At 50.8% G+C, this 17,097-nt stretch carries 16 protein-coding genes and 1 tRNA gene; 4 read left to right on the top strand and 13 right to left on the bottom strand.

Annotated features, from left to right (window positions below; all coding sequences use genetic code 11):
* Positions 1-220: 220 nt before the first annotated feature.
* Genes ACO0LI_RS07050 through ACO0LI_RS07035 form a run of 4 tightly spaced genes read right to left on the bottom strand, consistent with a single transcriptional unit; the run spans position 221 to position 4,119 of the window.
* A complete protein-coding gene (locus ACO0LI_RS07050; RefSeq protein WP_423031882.1) occupies positions 221-688 on the bottom strand; it encodes a Csu type fimbrial protein in 468 nt (155 codons plus the stop codon).
* 2 nt (positions 689-690) lie between these two features.
* Entirely contained in the window at positions 691-2,979 is a 2,289-nt protein-coding gene (locus ACO0LI_RS07045) for a fimbria/pilus outer membrane usher protein (RefSeq protein ID WP_423031881.1), read from the bottom strand.
* On the bottom strand, positions 2,976-3,686 hold the full coding sequence (locus ACO0LI_RS07040; RefSeq protein ID WP_423031879.1) for a fimbrial biogenesis chaperone: 711 nt from the start codon (positions 3,684-3,686) through the stop codon (positions 2,976-2,978). Before ACO0LI_RS07040 ends, ACO0LI_RS07045 begins: the two co-directional genes overlap by 4 nt.
* A gap of 28 nt (positions 3,687-3,714) precedes the next feature.
* On the bottom strand, positions 3,715-4,119 hold the full coding sequence (locus tag ACO0LI_RS07035; protein ID WP_423031877.1) for a Csu type fimbrial protein: 405 nt from the start codon (positions 4,117-4,119) through the stop codon (positions 3,715-3,717).
* A gap of 406 nt (positions 4,120-4,525) precedes the next feature.
* On the opposite strand from ACO0LI_RS07035, the gene ACO0LI_RS07030 reads away from it, so the two are divergent.
* The gene (locus ACO0LI_RS07030) at positions 4,526-5,995 is read left to right on the top strand and encodes a histidine kinase (RefSeq protein ID WP_423031876.1); all 1,470 of its coding nucleotides are present in this window, start codon (positions 4,526-4,528) and stop codon (positions 5,993-5,995) included.
* Complete coding sequence (locus ACO0LI_RS07025; protein ID WP_423031953.1) at positions 5,995-6,645, top strand: response regulator; 651 nt, start codon at positions 5,995-5,997, stop codon at positions 6,643-6,645. The genes ACO0LI_RS07030 and ACO0LI_RS07025 overlap by 1 nt, the downstream gene beginning before the upstream one ends.
* Before the next feature lie 109 nt (positions 6,646-6,754).
* On the opposite strand, the gene ACO0LI_RS07020 is transcribed toward ACO0LI_RS07025, so the two are convergent.
* From ACO0LI_RS07020 to petA, 8 genes are all read right to left on the bottom strand, one after another.
* On the bottom strand, positions 6,755-7,195 hold the full coding sequence (locus tag ACO0LI_RS07020; protein ID WP_422950333.1) for a response regulator: 441 nt from the start codon (positions 7,193-7,195) through the stop codon (positions 6,755-6,757).
* Positions 7,188-9,185 (bottom strand): sensor histidine kinase, encoded by a 1,998-nt coding sequence (locus tag ACO0LI_RS07015; RefSeq protein WP_423031874.1) that lies wholly within the window; start codon positions 9,183-9,185, stop codon positions 7,188-7,190. Before ACO0LI_RS07015 ends, ACO0LI_RS07020 begins: the two co-directional genes overlap by 8 nt.
* 557 nt (positions 9,186-9,742) lie before the next feature.
* Positions 9,743-9,818 (bottom strand) — tRNA-Thr (locus ACO0LI_RS07010).
* 58 nt (positions 9,819-9,876) lie between these two features.
* On the bottom strand, positions 9,877-10,368 hold the full coding sequence (locus ACO0LI_RS07005; protein ID WP_423031872.1) for a ClpXP protease specificity-enhancing factor: 492 nt from the start codon (positions 10,366-10,368) through the stop codon (positions 9,877-9,879).
* A 155-nt stretch (positions 10,369-10,523) separates the two neighbouring features.
* Positions 10,524-11,135, bottom strand: coding sequence for a glutathione S-transferase N-terminal domain-containing protein (locus ACO0LI_RS07000; protein ID WP_110256517.1), 612 nt, complete (start codon positions 11,133-11,135; stop codon positions 10,524-10,526).
* Between the two features lie 151 nt (positions 11,136-11,286).
* Positions 11,287-12,051 (bottom strand): cytochrome c1, encoded by a 765-nt coding sequence (locus ACO0LI_RS06995; protein ID WP_422950329.1) that lies wholly within the window; start codon positions 12,049-12,051, stop codon positions 11,287-11,289.
* A 22-nt stretch (positions 12,052-12,073) separates the two neighbouring features.
* A complete protein-coding gene (locus tag ACO0LI_RS06990) occupies positions 12,074-13,486 on the bottom strand; it encodes a cytochrome b (RefSeq protein ID WP_423031951.1) in 1,413 nt (470 codons plus the stop codon).
* Positions 13,486-14,100 carry a ubiquinol-cytochrome c reductase iron-sulfur subunit gene (petA, locus tag ACO0LI_RS06985; RefSeq protein WP_422950328.1) on the bottom strand — a complete coding sequence of 205 codons (615 nt, stop codon included), beginning with the start codon at positions 14,098-14,100 and terminating at the stop codon, positions 13,486-13,488. The genes ACO0LI_RS06990 and petA overlap by 1 nt, the downstream gene beginning before the upstream one ends.
* A 399-nt stretch (positions 14,101-14,499) precedes the next feature.
* On the opposite strand from petA, the gene mscL reads away from it, so the two are divergent.
* Positions 14,500-14,919 (top strand): large conductance mechanosensitive channel protein MscL, encoded by a 420-nt coding sequence (gene mscL / locus ACO0LI_RS06980; protein WP_162043482.1) that lies wholly within the window; start codon positions 14,500-14,502, stop codon positions 14,917-14,919.
* 222 nt (positions 14,920-15,141) lie between these two features.
* Here the strand turns inward: mscL and ACO0LI_RS06975 are convergent, their stop codons facing one another.
* Positions 15,142-15,903, bottom strand: coding sequence for a Nif3-like dinuclear metal center hexameric protein (locus ACO0LI_RS06975; RefSeq protein ID WP_423031870.1), 762 nt, complete (start codon positions 15,901-15,903; stop codon positions 15,142-15,144).
* Positions 15,904-15,916: 13 nt separating this feature from the next.
* Between ACO0LI_RS06975 and ACO0LI_RS06970 the strand changes: the two genes are divergently transcribed.
* Complete coding sequence (locus ACO0LI_RS06970; protein WP_423031868.1) at positions 15,917-17,092, top strand: Do family serine endopeptidase; 1,176 nt, start codon at positions 15,917-15,919, stop codon at positions 17,090-17,092.
* Positions 17,093-17,097 lie beyond the last annotated feature (5 nt).

The raw sequence follows: 17,097 nt of genomic DNA, 5'->3' as shown, positions 1-17,097 counted from the left end.
GGGTTTTCCTGATGCAGGGAATACAATTAATTGTCCTTTTCAACACCACTTTCGTCCACAGCCCAGCCCACACCTCACTCATATTTCACTCATATTTCACTCATATTTCACTCATATTTCACTCATATTTCACTCATATTTCACTCATATTTCACTCATATTTCACTCATATTTCACTCATATTTCACTCATATTTCACTCATATTTTTCCCTACCTTAGTCAATATGTCAGCAAAATCGTGACCGTATCCAGATACGCTCCAGCCTTGACATTCTGTTTGGCAGCGATACGCCCATAAATAGAATAATTACGTATCACGGGCGCCACTACACTGAGCAGGTAACCATCATTGATGATGGTCGAACCTGCAGTACCATCCCCCATGATAGTGGTGCGCCCGGAATCACTGTAAAGCTGATACGTCATCTGTGAAACGCCACTGGTCATGATCCGCGATGCGACACTGCCCGTCAGGCCGCCATTGAGCTTGACGTTATAACTGACCAGTAATGACACCAGGGCATTGCAGGTCACCGTCAGCGTCCCGGTGATGTCAGAAGGCGTGTTCGACAATGGGTCATAGGTGCTGAAAGTCACTGGCAGCGTGGAGACCGTACAAGTCTGCGCTTGCGTCTGGAGACTGACGCTCAGCAGCAGAATAAAAAGTATTTTGCAAAAATGGCGCATGATCATTTACAGGTAAGTGGGCCCACGACAGGTATGGTTTCTTTTTTGGGGACACTGTCCGCACCAAGCCGGCATGTTGCACCGCTGGCGGTGATGATTTCCAATGTGTCTTCGACTTGCAATTCAGGGAAATAGGTTTCGCCGTCATAGCCGACGATCGCCCTGTTGCCCCCTTTTTTAACTTGCACAGAGCTGCCTACAGGGAGAAATTTACCTTCGCTGTCTTGCAGAATGATGCGCACACCCAGCGCTCTGGCAAGCTTGAAATGGACGATGACACCGTTGCGGTTTTGTGGCTTGACGGTATATTCGGAGACGCCGATTTGCACATCCATAGGCAAATCGCGCAGATCAAGAGAAATTTTATTGGCTTCGTAAGAACGCAGATCAGGTATCAGCAACTTGCCGCGCGCATCTGTGCGGCCTACCATGCGGTTTTCGGCAAACACGGCAACATTGCTGATGCCGCTGGCATTCACCACGGCAAAGCTGTCATCAATCCAGTTGGACAAAAACAATGAACTGTCTGCCCACACCAGCGCACCACGCAGATTGGCGCGCTCGCTCGACAGATTGCCAGATTGCGAAACTGCAAGGCTGACACGGGCAGCATTTGCCCGGTAACTGAACTCTGCCAGTCGCTGGGTATAGTCACCTTCATTGTCTTGCAACTGCCAGCCTATGTCACCCACCTGTATCGCCGGACGGGAAGCCTGCACAGAAAAATTACGCAAACCTCCGCCCGTGGTGTAGCTGGTGCTGATACTGTCTTTGGTACCCAGAGCCATCAGCAAACCTACAGTCAGGCCATAACTCTGGTCAGTGCGGTTCTTGAAACCGGTCAGAAAAAAATTGGCACGATTGAAGATGGATTTGAAATACGAGAAGGACAATATATCGGCATCAAGCTGCCTGATCTCGGGCATGCTTTCTGTACCGGGCAATGTGGTTTTCGCTGATGTGTAAGCCAGGTTCAGCGAACCATATTGCTGAGAATACAAACCCAAGCTGGCTGTCAGCAAGGAGCGTGGTACGGGTGATCCGTAGATGGCACCAATGTCGCGATAAAAGCGGTCAGCCTGCATCTTCGATACCGAAAAACTGGCAGCCTCAGCACGCCTTTCAAAACCAAGCAGATATTGCATGCCCTGCTGGCCTGCATTGCTGCTGCGACTGGCTGCGGCGCTGAGTACACCCCAGTCGCGCACCGTGGTTGCCAGACCCAACCCTGCCTGCCGAAGGCCAGCCGTCGCCTCTGCATGCCCTTCCAGTGTGAGCGTCGGTGACCAGCCATACCGTACTGAACCTGAGGCCACGAGGCTGCCATAATCACTGCTCTGGACACCATAATTCTTGCGCAAGGAACCCGCTTCAGCGGAATACGATAGCAAACCATCGCGCAACAGTTTTTCGCTGGCATAGAAAGAGATATTCCTGAAGGTCTGGCGTCCCAGTGCATCTGTCACTGCCAGTGACATGGTGCCGGCACCAGTGGCAATGGGAGGGCGCCGTATTTCAAACGGCCCTGGTGGTACGGTCTCGGATAACTGCCGTATGCCATTGAGGAACAGGTCCACATTCGACGCGACCACGGCTTCCCCCCGCAAGTCCGGTGTAGGGAACGTCACCAGATCAGGCCGCAAACTGAAATCGGTAGAAAGTTGCAAACCACCTATCCGTACCGGTCTGGACCAGTTCAGGCCATTGCTGATGAAGTCACCGGCCCGGTAGCGATGCAAGCTGCCCGGGCTGGAATAAGTATAGGTAGTATCAAGCCGCCGGGAACTGGCCTTGCCCTCATGTGCATAGGCCAGGCCAGTGCTGCTAAATACGTGCGGACCATAGAAAGTGCGTGCCTCAGTGAGAGCACTGACACCCCTGCTGCTGCCAGTCTGGGTTGCCAGCACATCGTAATTGAGTAAGGCACCAGGATGTTTATCTGCCAGTGTCAGGGCATCCGCTTCTGCTACAACAGCCTGCAATTGCGTGGTGCTCAACAGGTCTGGCCGGACCTTGATGTTAATCGTCTGCGCTCCCATGTCCAGTTGCACATCTGCGGCAAAACTGGCCAGGTCTATCAGTTGTTTTGGCGCAGCGTTCAAGCGTATGCCAGCGGCCTGCAATTCCTCCACGCTGGCAAACAGTTTGCCAGCGCGCCTGGTAAATTGCATGACACTTTGCGTTTGACGCCCATTCACGCTGACCTCCAGTAACAATATCTCATCTGCCGGAGCCGCATGCAGTGCACCAGTCAGACAGAACAGCATGGCACTCCCGGCCAATAATCTCATGGCAAGACAGTAGTTTCCACTTCGACAGGTCCGGTATCGGATGTCGCATAAATTTTCACGGGCAGCCCTGCCTTGAGTTCGGCACTGGGTTCAAATTCGTAGCGCCGCCTGGCACCAGCCAATGCATAAGGATTCGCCGCAGCCTTGGGAGATAGCCGCTTTCCATCTGGCAAACCCAGACTGATGTTGAGCAACTTGGCACGCTGTCCGCCAAAATTTTCTACTACGATGGCTTGCTTGCCACCAGCTTCGACACGCCAGTTGATTTTGGGAGATTGTATTTTTTCCGGCTGTATGAACACCGGCATGGAGATGCGGAATTTGAATTTCACTGCAGACTGTTCAGCGTCAGGAATTTCATCTATCAGCAAGCGATAGGCGAGTTCGACATTGCTGGTCAGAGGCTTGCGCGATATCACACGTATGACTTGCGCAGCGCCTGGCTCAATCACAAACATGGGGGGGCTGATGAGCAAGGCCTCGCTACTGTTGAGCTGGTCATCATTGTCCAGTTGCGTCCATTCATAAGCACGCACCTGGAGAGAGACAGGATGATCGTCCTTGTTGACGATGCGTATCACCCCGGCGCTGCGGTTCATGCTCAGGTCGAGCACAACGGGAGCTATCTCAAAGTTGGAAGCCTGGGCAGGCAAGCTGCCTGCAAAAAACCCTAGGCCTAAAATTAAAACACATGCATAAGGAAACATGACGTCTCCTCCATAGCGAGGTTTTACATCAATAGGTCAGGGTAATGCTCACTACCTCATTTTGATGAAGAGGTGCAGCTACCTGACCAGCCGGGATACGACCATATACAGGCAGATTTTGCAGATTGCCATTACCGGTAGAGCTTATGGCATGGTTGTCAACGGCGGGTAGCGACTGCTTTCCACGTGCACGGTTCTGGGAAAAAGCATAGTCCAGTGCCGTACTCACGGTGCCCGACATTTGCGTGGCATCGGCTCCATTTCCCAGACTCAGCACATAGGCTGTGCCTTGCGAACAATTGACGCCGATATTACCTGCCTGCTCTACAGGCACGACTTCATGTCTCGCGGAAGAAGTTGCCGAACCATTCACAGTGCAAGTTGGCACAACCACTGCAGATACTGCCAGGCTGGCAGTACGATTTTCTGCCAACGCTGGTTCCAGTATAGCAAGCAAGCTGGCAAATATTGCCAATTTAGTTATCGAATTTAGCAATATCTTATATTTGTTGAAAAAAATACACATATCCTGGTATGAAGTTGAAAACGCCAGATCCTTGAAATCAGCAGGTAAAAACATACCGCTTGCCGGCAAATTATGCATTCACCGTCAAATAAGGATCTATTTTGACAAAAAATTACAAATAATTCTATAATTATTGCTAATATCTAATTAGCAATAAAGCTTTTTAAGCATCGCAATTGTCTTATTTGCAATTAACACAAAGCAAATTCTCCAAGACATGCGCGGATACCGTCATTATCCGTCATCTGCATGCAAAATCGCTCTATTAAACAATATTTTTCCTTCTCAAATCATGCTGGAAGGCAAGCACCTGATGAGCATACCTCTACGTGTTTTACTGGTAGAAGATGTCAGCGAAGATGCCGAGCTGATCGTTCGCGAACTCAAACGCGGCGGGTTCGCACCCGACTGGCTGCGGGTAGATAACGCCAGGGCCATGCAAGACGCCTTGAAGCAGGCCAAGTGGGACATCGTTATCTGCGACTATTCCATGCCTGCTTTCAGCGGTCTGAAAGCATTGGAGCTGCTCAAGAGCCTGAAGCTACATATTCCCTTCTTCATCACTTCAGGCACCATAGGCGAGAACACGGCTCTGGAAGTCATGCGCGCTGGTGCGGATGATTTTTTCCTCAAGCAAAATATCACGCGCCTGCCTCTGGCCATAGAAAGGGAATTACGTGACTCGGCACTGAGGCGCAAGAAAATGGCCAGTGAAACTGCCTTGCGCGAAATGCAGGTGCGTTTTCATGCCTTCATGAATAACGCCCCCATGCCCGCCTGGATCAAGGACAAGGACTTGCGCTATGTGTATGTGAATACAGCCCAGGCCAGTTTTTTTGGCATGGCACCCGCAGAGATGATAGGTTGCGATGATTTTGACCTGATGTCGATAGGCGCGGCACAAACCTCACGTCATCATGATGAGCAGGTACTGGCCAGCAGTGCCAGCGTCAGCACGCAGGAAACCATCGCTGACGAAGGCCTGACTGCACGCATACTGAACATCACTCGCTTCCCGCTAGGCATGGATGAGGGACAGCCCATGGTAGCCGGGCTGGCGATGGACGTGACCGCTGAGGTACACAACCAGGAACACCTGAAAGCTGCCAACCAGCGTTTGCAGCTATTATCCGGCAGCATCATCGAAGTCCAGGAAAGGGAGCGCCAGCATCTGGCGCGCGGCCTGCATGACGATGTAGGGCAATCACTGACTGCCCTGAAGATCATGCTGCAGGCAGCGCAAAAAGCTGATGATGAAGTCCGGCACACCAGGCTGCAGGAAGGTGTGGAACTGGTCGCCAGCATCTTATCGCAGGTACGCACCCTGTCGCTGGAGCTGCGCCCACCCCAGCTGGACAACCTGGGCCTGGTATCAGCGTTGCGCTGGTATGTGGAAAGCAAGTCTTCCAGTGATGGTTTGCGCGGCTGGTTTGAATATGAAGGCCAGATCAGCAAGCTGCATCCGGATATTGAAAACACCTGTTTTCGCATCGTACAGGAAGCCATCACCAATATCCTGCGGCATGCGCAGGCCAGCAATATTTGGGTCAGGCTGGATAAGAATGAAAGCAATCTGATTTTACGCATACGTGATGATGGCAAGGGCTTTGATGTAGACCAGGCGCGCGAAAATGCCGTGCTGGGCAATAGCTTTGGCCTGTTGAACATGGAAGAGCGCGCATTGCTGTTAGGGGGCACGATGGACATCACGTCATCTCCCGGGGCGGGAGTGAATATCGATGTGCTGCTGCCCTTCACACCTCATATCAGGGGGTTCACATGATGAACATACGCATTTTGCTGGCAGATGATCATGCACTGGTACGCAGCGGCATACATTCCCTGCTCAAGACCATGCCAGGTATACAGGTAGTGGCCGAGGCTGCCGATGGCGCCGCGGCCCTGATGGAGGCAGAAATCCACAAACCTGATCTGGCCATCCTCGACATCGCCATGAAAGGCATGAATGGCATAGAAGCAGTACGCCATTTCCGCGCCCGTTGCCCGGATGTCAAACTGCTTATGCTGTCGATGTACAGCAGCGAAGAATATGTGATGCAGGCCTTGAACGCTGGTGCCAGTGGTTATTTGCTGAAAGACTCGGCAAGCTATGAGCTGGAAAAAGCCATACGCCAGGTCATGCAGGGACAACGCTATATTGATTCATTCCTGTCGCCACAGGCACTGGAGCAATACATGCGTCGTGTCGCTGAAAAAGGAAGCAACATAGAAATCCTGACACCAAGGCAAAGGCAGATACTGCAACTCATTGCTGAGGGCGACAACACCAAGGAAATTGCCTACCGCCTCAATCTCAGCGGTAAAACGGTGGAAACCCACAGGGCCCAGTTGATGGACCGCCTGGACATCCATGACGTACCCGGTTTGGTGCGTTATGCGATACGCATAGGGCTGACGACGGCAGAAAAATAAGGCCTGCGAGCTTAGCGCGGACGAGCAGATAAGGCACGCATCACATCTGCCAGCCATCACAGCCTTCAGCCAGCATTCAATAGCCCCGGGCCCCAGCACCATCCTTCACTCAGGATGGTGCCTTGTTGGTGACAGTCCAGTACAGGCCGACCTGGGCCACAACATTCATGAAGGCATCGAAATCAACAGGCTTGACGAGGTAACTATTGACGCCGAGTTTATAACTCTCGGTCACATCACTGCATTCTGCTGACGAGGTCAGTATCACCACCGGGATAGACTTGGTCTTGTTGTCTGCCTTCAGGTATTTCAATACCTCTATCCCATCCATCTTGGGCATTTTGACATCCAGCAAAACCAGCTTGGGATTGCCAGTCCTGCGTCTGGTATAAGCGCCAGTACAGAAAAGGAATTCCAATGCCTCGGCACCATCTTTGACCCAGGTCAGCTTATTGCCAAAATTATGCTTTTTGAGAGCACGCATGGTCATTTCTGCGTCGTCTTCACTGTCTTCTACCAATAAAATTTCTGCAGCATCGATATCATCCATTCTGTGCTCCTATTGGTAATGAAAAAAAGAAAGTGGCCCCCTGGTTCAAGCTCGACTCGGCCCAGATACGGCCACCATGGCGCTTCAGGACTCTTTGCACTATCGCCAGACCGACACCCGTACCACTGAATTCGCTACTGTGATGCAGGCGCTGGAACACGCCAAACAGTTTGTCGTAGTATTCCATGTTAAAGCCCACACCATTGTCTTTGACGGCATACACTATCTCGTCACCTTCAATCACACCGCTGATTTGCACTGCCGGCTTCTCAGCCTTGCTGCTGTATTTGATGGCGTTAGATAACAGATTGAGCCAGGCTTGCTTCAACAAGGCGCGGTCAGCCAGGGCAGCAGGCAATTTGTCGAGTATTATTTCCGGCGCATTTTCTGTCTGTTGCAAAGACTCATGAATGGCTTCCCTGACCAGCGCCGTCATGTCCAGGTCAAACTTATGCACGTCTTGTCGTCCGAGACGTGAAAATGCCAGCAGATCATCAATCAGCATACCCATGCGCTGGCTGTTCTTGCGTATGACAGACAGGTAGCGCAGTGCACTGCTATCGAGTTGAGCGGCGTAATCTTCTTCCAGCATGCGGCCAAAGCCATCTATCGCCCGCAAGGGGGCGCGCAAATCGTGAGAAACCGAATAGCTGAAGCTTTCGAGATCGGCAGTGCGCTCAGCGACACGTTGCTCCAGGGTGGCATTGAACCCACTCAAATCCTGATTAAGCCTGGCCAGCTCATGCGTTCTTTCTTCCACCTTCAATTCCAGATCCAGGTTTGACTGATGCAAAGCCAGCTCCAGCTCAGACCTGTGCACATTGAGTTTTTTCAACAGCCAGAATGCATACAGCAGCATCGCAAAGCCTGTCATATTCCCGAGAATGATGATGACGATAGTACTGGCGGTACTTTGCTCTGATTCCTGTTTTCTTTGTAGCAGCAATTGATTTTCAGCACTCCTGAATTGCTGCATCAACTGTATCAGGGACTGGAATTCCAAAGGCGTGCGGCCTTTTGCCAGGGCGGCATTGGCGCCTGTTGCCAATATCTTGCTGGCAGCGTCTATGGTTGGTGCCAGCCTGGCTTCCAGCTCCTGCAATCTGGCATACTGCGCCCGGTTATCCTTGGTCAGTTTCTTCAGCTCATTGAGCCTGAATTGTATATTGCTGACTAGATTATTTAATTCTTGCCGCTCATTTGCGGTCGCTGCAAGCGTCAGGTAAGTAGCCACCTCGTCCGACAGAATCTTGACTTCATAAGTGTGTTCGACCCAGGTATTGCGCGCATCCAGAGCACGCAGGCTGCCATAAGAAACGATCATGGTGGTAGCCAGCACCGTCACAGCCACGCCCAGGAAAACATAGAGATTGGATTCACCTTTGGCCAGCACGTCTTGCTCAGTACGCTCCAGCATCAGCGCAGCGGCAAACATGCTCATGGAAAACCCTGTCATGAAAGCCATGCGGGGAAATCCATACCAGCTATAGGCAAGATCCAGCAACAGCATGTAACCGACCATGCCCAGCACACTGATGGTCAGCATCACGCCTGCGGCGGTACGCGGTTTGATAAAAAAATTATTTTTGCCGCGCAGCAGACCCGCTCCACCAAACAGAAAAGCCACTGCGGTGTTGGGTGCCATGCGGCCGGGATGAGGATTGGCATCGCCATACCATTGATGAATACCATCGAGGTCTATGCCCAGGCTGACATTGAAGAGATTTTCTATCAACATCAGGATGGCAATGACAACAATCACGGCACCGATAGCATTACGTGCCAGGGGTGCCTGCCTGGGGAAATAAACCGGCAACAAGAATGCCAGCCCGGCCAGAAAAAAACAAAAAGCCGTATAGAACACCATGACCGTGCTGCTGTAAAACACCTTGACCAGATAAGTGTTCTGGCTAAGCCAGGCTACCATAGTCATCGCGCCTGTCAGCAATAAGCACAGACCAATTAAACCTACCGATTTGAGACGCATCATTTTCCGACTCCCATCAGTTGCCTGTGTGGATGAATACAAATTCATCAGCAAGTTTCACTGCGGTAAATCTAACTATGCTTGCAATCCATAATCAATGACGGCAAGCAAACCAGAGAAGATGGGGTTTCCTATTCAAGCTGGTTTGTATAGGCAAAAATCAATAGCATTTCAATAATTTATAAATTTAGCATATCAGAAAATTAATGAATATTCACGGGAATTTTGCTCAATTCCGCAAGCACTTACTTTCGATACCAGGCGGCAAGCACACTTACACTCAAGCTATCGATGTACAGTGTCTTTAAGCTGGTATTAATTAAGATTGTTGATACGCAGCGACCTGTTTTAATGCAACGATCGCGGCACTCATCCCTACATCTTTCCCAGGGACTGGTTTTTAGTCGCTAATGAGCTGGTCTGATATGACATCATTTCCCTGTATTTCAGCGCGGCTAGCTAACTGATCAACAGCCAATGTCAGTGAACAAATGGAAATACGTAAAAATGGAAACAAAAAGAAAAAACCCACCGTTATTGCTAACGATGGGTTTTTAATTTGGTGCCGACTGCCGGAATCGAACTGGCCACCTGATGATTACAAGTCAACTGCTCTACCAAATGAGCTAAGTCGGCGAAACTTTTTTCGTTTTTGCTTCGTTGCCGTTGCATTCCCGAAGACCAAGATTATAGGCTATTTTATTATTTTTAGCGAGGGCTTTTCTGATTTTTTTTCAGATTTTTTTGGTTCTTCTTCAGAAAGCTGCTTTTCCACTGGTGCAGGCGCACTTTTTACCGATGCCAGGCCCAGCACAGGCTTGCTGATTTCTTCAGCTTCTGCGACAACTGCTTCGCCTTCTTCAGGCGTTTCGCTGAGATCAACTTCAAATGCCATGCCCTGGCCGTTTTCGCTGGCATACACGGCCAGCACATTTTCTACCGGCACATAGATTTCGCGTGAGACACCGCCAAAGCGGGCTTTGAAGGCAACTGCATCATTATCCATCTTCAGGCCACTGGTCGCGCCAAAACTGATGTTGAGTACAATCTCACCATTCCTGACGAATTCCATAGGCACGCGCGCAGCATGGTTGACCTTGACCGCCATGTAGGGGGTAAAGCCATTGTCGGTGCACCATTCATAGATGGCACGCATAAAATAAGGTTTGGTGGATATTTCTTGCATGTGTATACGATAAATGCGATAGCTGCGATAGATGAAAATGTACTTTAGGCGGTACTTGCGAATACTGTAAAACTTACTCAAGCATAGGCGTAGTGCCCAAAAACAACAAGGCTGATATGCATCAGCCTTGTTATCTTATCCTGAAATTGCCTTGCTTATCTGCGCATGACTTTTTCAGATGGTGTCAGTGCTTCGATATAGGCAGGACGGGAGAATATACGTTCTGCATATTTCATCAAAGGTGCTGCTGTCTTCGACAATTCTATACCGTAGTGATCAAGACGCCACAACAACGGGGCAACGGCCACGTCGAGCATAGAGAACTCATCACCGAGCATGTATTTGTTCTTGACGAACAAAGGTGCCAGCTGGGTCAGGCGATCGCGAATTTCTGCGCGGGCCTTGTCCTGCACTTTGGCCGACGCGGTGTTCTTGTCGTTTTCCAGAGTGTGGACGTGGATGAACAATTCTTTTTCAAAATTGAACAACATCAGACGGGCGCGGGCGCGTTGCAGCGGGTCTGCCGGCATCAGTTGTGGATGCGGGAAGCGCTCATCGATGTATTCGTTGATGATATTGGATTCATACAATATCAATTCACGTTCAACCAGGATAGGTACCTGACCATAAGGATTCATGGTCGAGATATCTTCAGGCTTGTTAAACAGATCAACATCACGGATTTCAAAATCCATGCCTTTTTCAAACAGGACCAGACGGCAACGTTGAGAAAATGGGCAGGTTGTACCCGAATAGAGAACCATCATTTTTATAGTTCCTTAGAAACGATCAGGGCGAGGAGCCAGTTTTGCGCACCTCACCCCAGGGATTACACGTCCGTTTACGACGGAGAAAAACGGACGATCTCAAAAAATTCCGGGCTCATGCCGCTAGCAGCACAAGCCAGAAACCTTACATTTATTTTACTTCTTTCCAGTACGATGCGTTCAGACGCCATGCCAGCGTAGCCAGCGTAGCGAGGAACAACAAGACCCAGACGCCCAGGCGCTTGCGTGTGCTTTGCGCCGGTTCGCCCATCCACTGCAGATAAGCGACGAGGTCGCCAACCGCATTGTCATACTCTATCTTGTTCAAGGTGCCAGGCGTTACCGTTTCAAAGCCAGCGAACTTGTGAACCTTTTTGGATTCATCATGCGGGTCGCTTTCTTCTACCATCTTGACGGTACGTGTACCTTGCAGTTCCCACAGTACATGTGGCATGCCTACGTTAGGGAACACCATATTGTTCCAGCCGGTAGGACGGGATTCATCCTTGTAGTAAGTACGCAGGTAAGTGTAAATCCAGTCTGCACCTGTGCCGTCGCCAGATGCCTTGGCACGGGCAATCACGGACAAATCAGGAGGCACTGCACCAAACCAGTCCTTGGCATCCTTGGCGGACAAGGTGGTTTTCATCAGGTCGCCGACTTTTTCGCCAGTGAACAACAGGTTTTGCTTGATCTGCTCATCTGTCAAACCGATATCTTTCAAGCGGTTGTAACGCATGGCGGATGCAGAGTGGCAGTTCAGGCAATAGTTGACGAACAGCTTGGCACCGTTTTGCAATGCTGACAAGTCAGTAGAACGATCAGGTGCGTGGTCCAGTGGGAACGTGCCGCTATTCGCCAATACCATTGCAGGAGCAAATGCCAGCACAGCGATCAGTTTTTTAAGTAATTTCATGCTTATTCTTCCTCGCTTTTTCTCAGTGCGCTGCAAATGTTACGCGCTTGGGCACAGGCTTGAATGTACCCATAGCACTCCACCATGGCATCAGCAGGAAGAAGCCGTAGTAAATAATCGCGCAAACCTGGGAGACACGCTCACGAACTGGTGAGGGTGGCTCAACACCGAGGTAACCCAGGGCAACAAAGGCGATACCAAACACGATATACACATATTTGTGCCAGTCAGGACGGTAACGTATGGATTTAACCGGAGAAACATCGAGCCAAGGCAGGAAAGCCAGGATCACGACAGAGCCGCCGAACAATACCACACCCCAGAATTTAGCATCGAGTGCGCCTGGCATCATGCCTGCGATAGCGATCAGAGCAATTGCGGCAATCGCGATCTTCAGCAACTGTGGCAGCTTGGTAGTCAGCCAGATCAGGGCCACATAAGCAGCAGCACCGGCCTGCACCACGAACAGGAACTCGGAAGTAGTTGCACGCAGAATCGAGTAGAAAGGCGTGAAGTACCAGGTCGGGGCAATATGTGAAGGCGTTTTCAGCGAATCAGCCGGGATAAAGTTGTTGTACTCAAGGAAGTAACCACCCATTTCCGGTGCAAAGAACACAACTGCACTGAAAATTGTCAGGAACACAGTCACGCCAAAGATATCGTGGAAAGTGTAGTAAGGGTGAGAAGGCACGCCATCAACAGGGTGACCATCAGGGCCCAGGTTTTCTTTGATTTCGATACCGTCCGGGTTATTCGAACCCACTTCATGCAAGGCGATCAAGTGAGCAACCACCAGACCCAGCAGGACCAGAGGAATGGCGATGACGTGGAAGGAGAAGAAGCGGTTCAAAGTCGCATCAGACACCACATAGTCACCACGGATCCACAAGGACAGATCAGGACCAATGAAAGGAATGGCACCAAACAGATTAACAATAACCTGAGCACCCCAGTAAGACATCTGGCCCCATGGCAGCAGGTAACCGAAGAAAGCTTCGGCCATCAGGCACAGGAAAATCGCGAAACCGAACAACCAGATCAGTTCACGTGGCTTGCGGTAAGAACCGTACAAAAAGGCACGGGTCATATGCAGATAGACCACGATGAAGAATGCCGAAGCGCCGGTCGAGTGCATGTAACGCACCAGCCAGCCCCATGGCACATCACGCATGATGTATTCAACAGAAGCAAACGCCAGGTTCGCATCTGGTTTGTAATGCATGACCAGGAAAATACCGGTAACGATCTGGATAACCAGTACCAGCATCGCCAGGGAACCAAAGATGTACCAGAAGTTGAAGTTCTTTGGCGCGTAATACTTGCCCCATTGATCATTCCACAGCTTGGTCAGCGGAAAACGGGAATCAACCCAGTTCAAGGCCTTGTCCACGACAGGAGCATCTGCCGGAAGTTTTTTCTCAACAAATGCCATGATCAGGCCTCGCCTTTCTCATCTTTACCGATGATGATTTTAGTATCTGACAAAAACATGTGACGAGGCACATCCAGGTTTTGCGGAGCTGGCTTGTTTTTATATACACGTCCAGCCAGATCGAAGGTCGAACCGTGGCATGGGCATAGAAAGCCGCCTTTCCAGTCATCTGGAAGAGATGGCTGAGCACCTTCCTGGAATTTGGAGCTTGGGGAGCAACCCAGGTGCGAGCAAATACCTACTGCAATCAGGATGTCGCTATGTTCTTTGCGTGAGCGGCTTTGCTTGTCGCAGTACTCTGGCATGTCCATGGTGTAAGGCTTTTCCGATTTTGGATCGGCAACCTTGTCTTCAGTCTTGGCCAGACTCGCCATCATTTCTGGTGTGCGCTTCAAAATCCATACTGGCTTACCACGCCATTCAGTGGTTTGCATTTCGCCTGGCTTCAAGGACGAGATGTCCACTTCCACCGGTGCACCTGCAGCCTTGGCACGCTCGGATGGCTGGAAAGTGCTTACCAGCGCACCTGCCGTTGCCAAGCCTGCCACACCGCCCGCCGCGCAAGTGGCGACGAGCAAACCGCGACGGCCGGAATCGACCTGCTTTTCGATACTCATACCAACCCCAATCTGTCAATAATCAAAAACTGATGAAGCAAAACCCAGCTTCTAGCAACCTTAAATTATAAATGACCCGGATATGGTTTTAAAGAAAAAGATATCCGAAACGCCAACTTGCTGGCTTTTTTCAACAATTCAAGCCCGAATGGCATGTGCGGGCTGGCTGAATTTGCACTTTGAGCACAAAATCATAGGTAATAATAAATATTTAAGGCTGGAGAGAAAACAAAATTGACAAAAAACTGCAGGCTTTTCCCCTGCTTTGGGCATTAAAATCTGGATAATTACATTTTGTGCATGCATTTTTGTCGTTTATTCTGCAGCACAATGAGGTATTTATCTGCGCCTCGTCCTCTGTTTATGATTTATTTACCAGTTTCTCACCGGAGAATTTCTATGTCCATGTTGCATGAATTTAAAACCTTTATCAGCCGCGGCAACGTCGTTGATCTGGCTGTCGGCGTCATCATTGGTGCTGCCTTTGGCAAAATCGTTGATTCCCTGGTAGGCGATATTGTCATGCCTGTCATCGGCCGTATCGTTGGTGGACTGGACTTTTCAAATTACTACATACCGCTGAATGGCCAGGGCACGCATCTGGTGCTGGCAGAAGCCAAAAAAGCAGGTGGCGTTATCGCTTATGGTAATTTTGTGACTGTCAGCGTAGGTTTCGTTATCCTGGCGTTTGTGATTTTCCAGATGGTCAAACTGGTCAATGCGCTCAAAAAGGCAGAGCCTGCACCGGAACCTGCGCCAGAAGTCACGCCTGAAGATGTGTTGTTGTTGCGTGAGATCAGGGATGCTTTAAGGAAGTAATTGCTGTTGAGGTTGCTATTGAACATATCACCTCAGACTGAGGTGCTATACATGATTGGCCGCTCCTCTGTAGGAGCGGCTTCAGCCGCGAATGCCGGACAAAACTGCATGACCGATGGAATCAACTGATCGCGGCTAAAGCCGCTCCTACGAAATCAGGTGATTCCCGGATTGCCATAAGCTACGCGCAAAATATATCCCTACCCTTACATATCCCTAACCTCACACCGGATTATCGATATCCACAAAGCTGTGCTGCACTCCGAAAGTGTCAGCAATGAATGCCCCCAGACTCTGCACGCCAAAACGCTCGGTCGCATGATGGCCGCAGGCGATGTAAGCCACACCTGATTCGCGTGCCAGGTGTACTGTCGGTTCAGATATTTCACCACTTAAATAGACCGAGGCACCTGCCGTAATCGCCTGATCCAGCATGTTCTGCGCAGCTCCTGTGCACCAGGCCACCCGGCCCACAGGTGCTGCCGGATCACCGATCAGCAAGGGTTTGCGGCCCAGCTTGAGCTCTATGTGCAAGGCCAGGTCAGCAAGGGTAGCAATGGCTTTGTCTTCCAGAGTCCCCAGCCAGGCCAGATCATTTTCACCAAAGCGCCCATCGGCACTCAGACCCAGGCGACGGGCCAGGCCTATGTTATTGCCCAGCTCTGCATGGTTATCCAGCGGCAGATGGTAGGCGAACAGGGAAATATCATTTTCCAGCAAGAGTTTCAGGCGGCGCTGCTTTTGCCCTATGACGCGCATGTCTTCGCCGCGCCAGAAATAACCATGGTGTACAAGGATGGCATCTGCCTGCAATTCCACGGCTTTTTCCAATAATGCTAAACTGGCAGTCACACCGCTGACTATATGTTTAATGGTGTTGCGCCCTTCCACCTGTACGCCGTTTGGGCAATAATCACGAAAATTATTTACTTGCAATTCTTTTGCCAGGAATTGCGCTAATTCGTCCCGATTCACTGATTTCATACTGATTCTCACTATGCGTCGTCTTTGGTTATTGTTTGCCCAAACTGTCACTGTCGGTCTGGCGCTCTGGTTCATTGTAACCACCTTGAAACCAGACTGGGTAAAAGCTGGCTATAACAGCAGACAAACCCAGACCCTGAATGCCGGTGCGATCGTTAAGGAAGCGCCTGCCAACAGCGTCCCCGCGCAAAGTTCGTATGGTGCAGCGGCCAAGAGGGCCATGCCCTCGGTGGTGAATATCTTCACCTCGAAAGAGGTACGCCAGCGCCGCAACCCGCTCTTGAATGATCCTTTCCTCAGGCGTTTTTTTGGTGACCAGCAAAACCCGCAGGCCGAACGCCTGTCCAGCCTGGGTTCAGGTGTCATCGTCAGTTCTGAAGGTTATATCCTGACAAATAACCATGTGGTGGAAGCCGCTGACGATATTGAAGTTGCCCTCGCGGATGGCCGCAAAGCCAGCGCCAAGATAGTCGGCACTGACCCGGAAACTGATCTGGCTGTCATCAAGATCGATTTGCCGGATTTGCCTGCGATTACCCTGGGCCGCTCCGACACCGCCAGTGTCGGCGACGTGGTGCTCGCCATAGGCAATCCCTTTGGCGTAGGACAGACGGTGACCATGGGCATCATCTCTGCGCTGGGACGTAATAACCTGACTGACAACGCCTTTGAAAACTTTATCCAGACAGACGCTGCCGTCAACCCAGGCAACTCGGGTGGTGCGCTGGTGGATGTGAATGGTAATCTGCTCGGTGTCAATACCGCGATTTACTCACAGACCGGGGGCTCGGTAGGCATAGGTTTTGCGATACCGGCAAGCACGGTCAAACAAGTCATGGAATCCATCATCACCAATGGCCAGGTAGTGCGCGGCTGGATAGGTGTAGAGCCGCAAGACATCACGCCAGAGCTGGCTGACAGCTTTGGCCTGAAACAAAAATCCGGTGCCATCATCGCTGGCGTCATACGCGGCGGCCCGGCTGACAAGGCAGGCATGAAGCCTGGCGACATCCTGATCGCGATTGAGGGCAAGCCCGTCGGTGACACTACGCAAATGCTGAACCTGGTGGCACAACTGAAGCCAGGCAACAAGGCCAAGGTCACGGTCCTGCGTGACACCAAGGAACCAACACTGGAAATCCTGATAGGCAAACGCCCGTCAGCACGTAAAGAAGAAAACCGGGAATAGAAATC

It is taken from the genome of Undibacterium sp. Tian12W, from assembly GCF_049339405.1.
In the GTDB taxonomy this organism is placed as follows: domain Bacteria; phylum Pseudomonadota; class Gammaproteobacteria; order Burkholderiales; family Burkholderiaceae_D; genus Undibacterium.
The sequence above is the reverse complement of the archived record's forward strand: the minus strand, read 5'-3'. Positions and strand labels throughout refer to the sequence as shown.

Coding starts and splice junctions, on each gene's coding strand:
- ACO0LI_RS07050 (WP_423031882.1), bottom strand. CDS start 688: ATGCGCCATTTTTGCAAAATACTTTTTATTCTGCTGCTGAGCGTCAGT.
- ACO0LI_RS07045 (WP_423031881.1), bottom strand. CDS start 2,979: ATGAGATTATTGGCCGGGAGTGCCATGCTGTTCTGTCTGACTGGTGCA.
- ACO0LI_RS07040 (WP_423031879.1), bottom strand. CDS start 3,686: ATGTTTCCTTATGCATGTGTTTTAATTTTAGGCCTAGGGTTTTTTGCA.
- ACO0LI_RS07030 (WP_423031876.1), top strand. CDS start 4,526: ATGAGCATACCTCTACGTGTTTTACTGGTAGAAGATGTCAGCGAAGAT.
- ACO0LI_RS07025 (WP_423031953.1), top strand. CDS start 5,995: ATGAACATACGCATTTTGCTGGCAGATGATCATGCACTGGTACGCAGC.
- ACO0LI_RS07020 (WP_422950333.1), bottom strand. CDS start 7,195: ATGGATGATATCGATGCTGCAGAAATTTTATTGGTAGAAGACAGTGAA.
- ACO0LI_RS07015 (WP_423031874.1), bottom strand. CDS start 9,185: ATGATGCGTCTCAAATCGGTAGGTTTAATTGGTCTGTGCTTATTGCTG.
- ACO0LI_RS07005 (WP_423031872.1), bottom strand. CDS start 10,368: ATGCAAGAAATATCCACCAAACCTTATTTTATGCGTGCCATCTATGAA.
- ACO0LI_RS07000 (WP_110256517.1), bottom strand. CDS start 11,135: ATGATGGTTCTCTATTCGGGTACAACCTGCCCATTTTCTCAACGTTGC.
- ACO0LI_RS06995 (WP_422950329.1), bottom strand. CDS start 12,051: ATGAAATTACTTAAAAAACTGATCGCTGTGCTGGCATTTGCTCCTGCA.
- petA (WP_422950328.1), bottom strand. CDS start 14,100: ATGAGTATCGAAAAGCAGGTCGATTCCGGCCGTCGCGGTTTGCTCGTC.
- mscL (WP_162043482.1), top strand. CDS start 14,500: ATGTCCATGTTGCATGAATTTAAAACCTTTATCAGCCGCGGCAACGTC.
- ACO0LI_RS06975 (WP_423031870.1), bottom strand. CDS start 15,903: ATGAAATCAGTGAATCGGGACGAATTAGCGCAATTCCTGGCAAAAGAA.
- ACO0LI_RS06970 (WP_423031868.1), top strand. CDS start 15,917: ATGCGTCGTCTTTGGTTATTGTTTGCCCAAACTGTCACTGTCGGTCTG.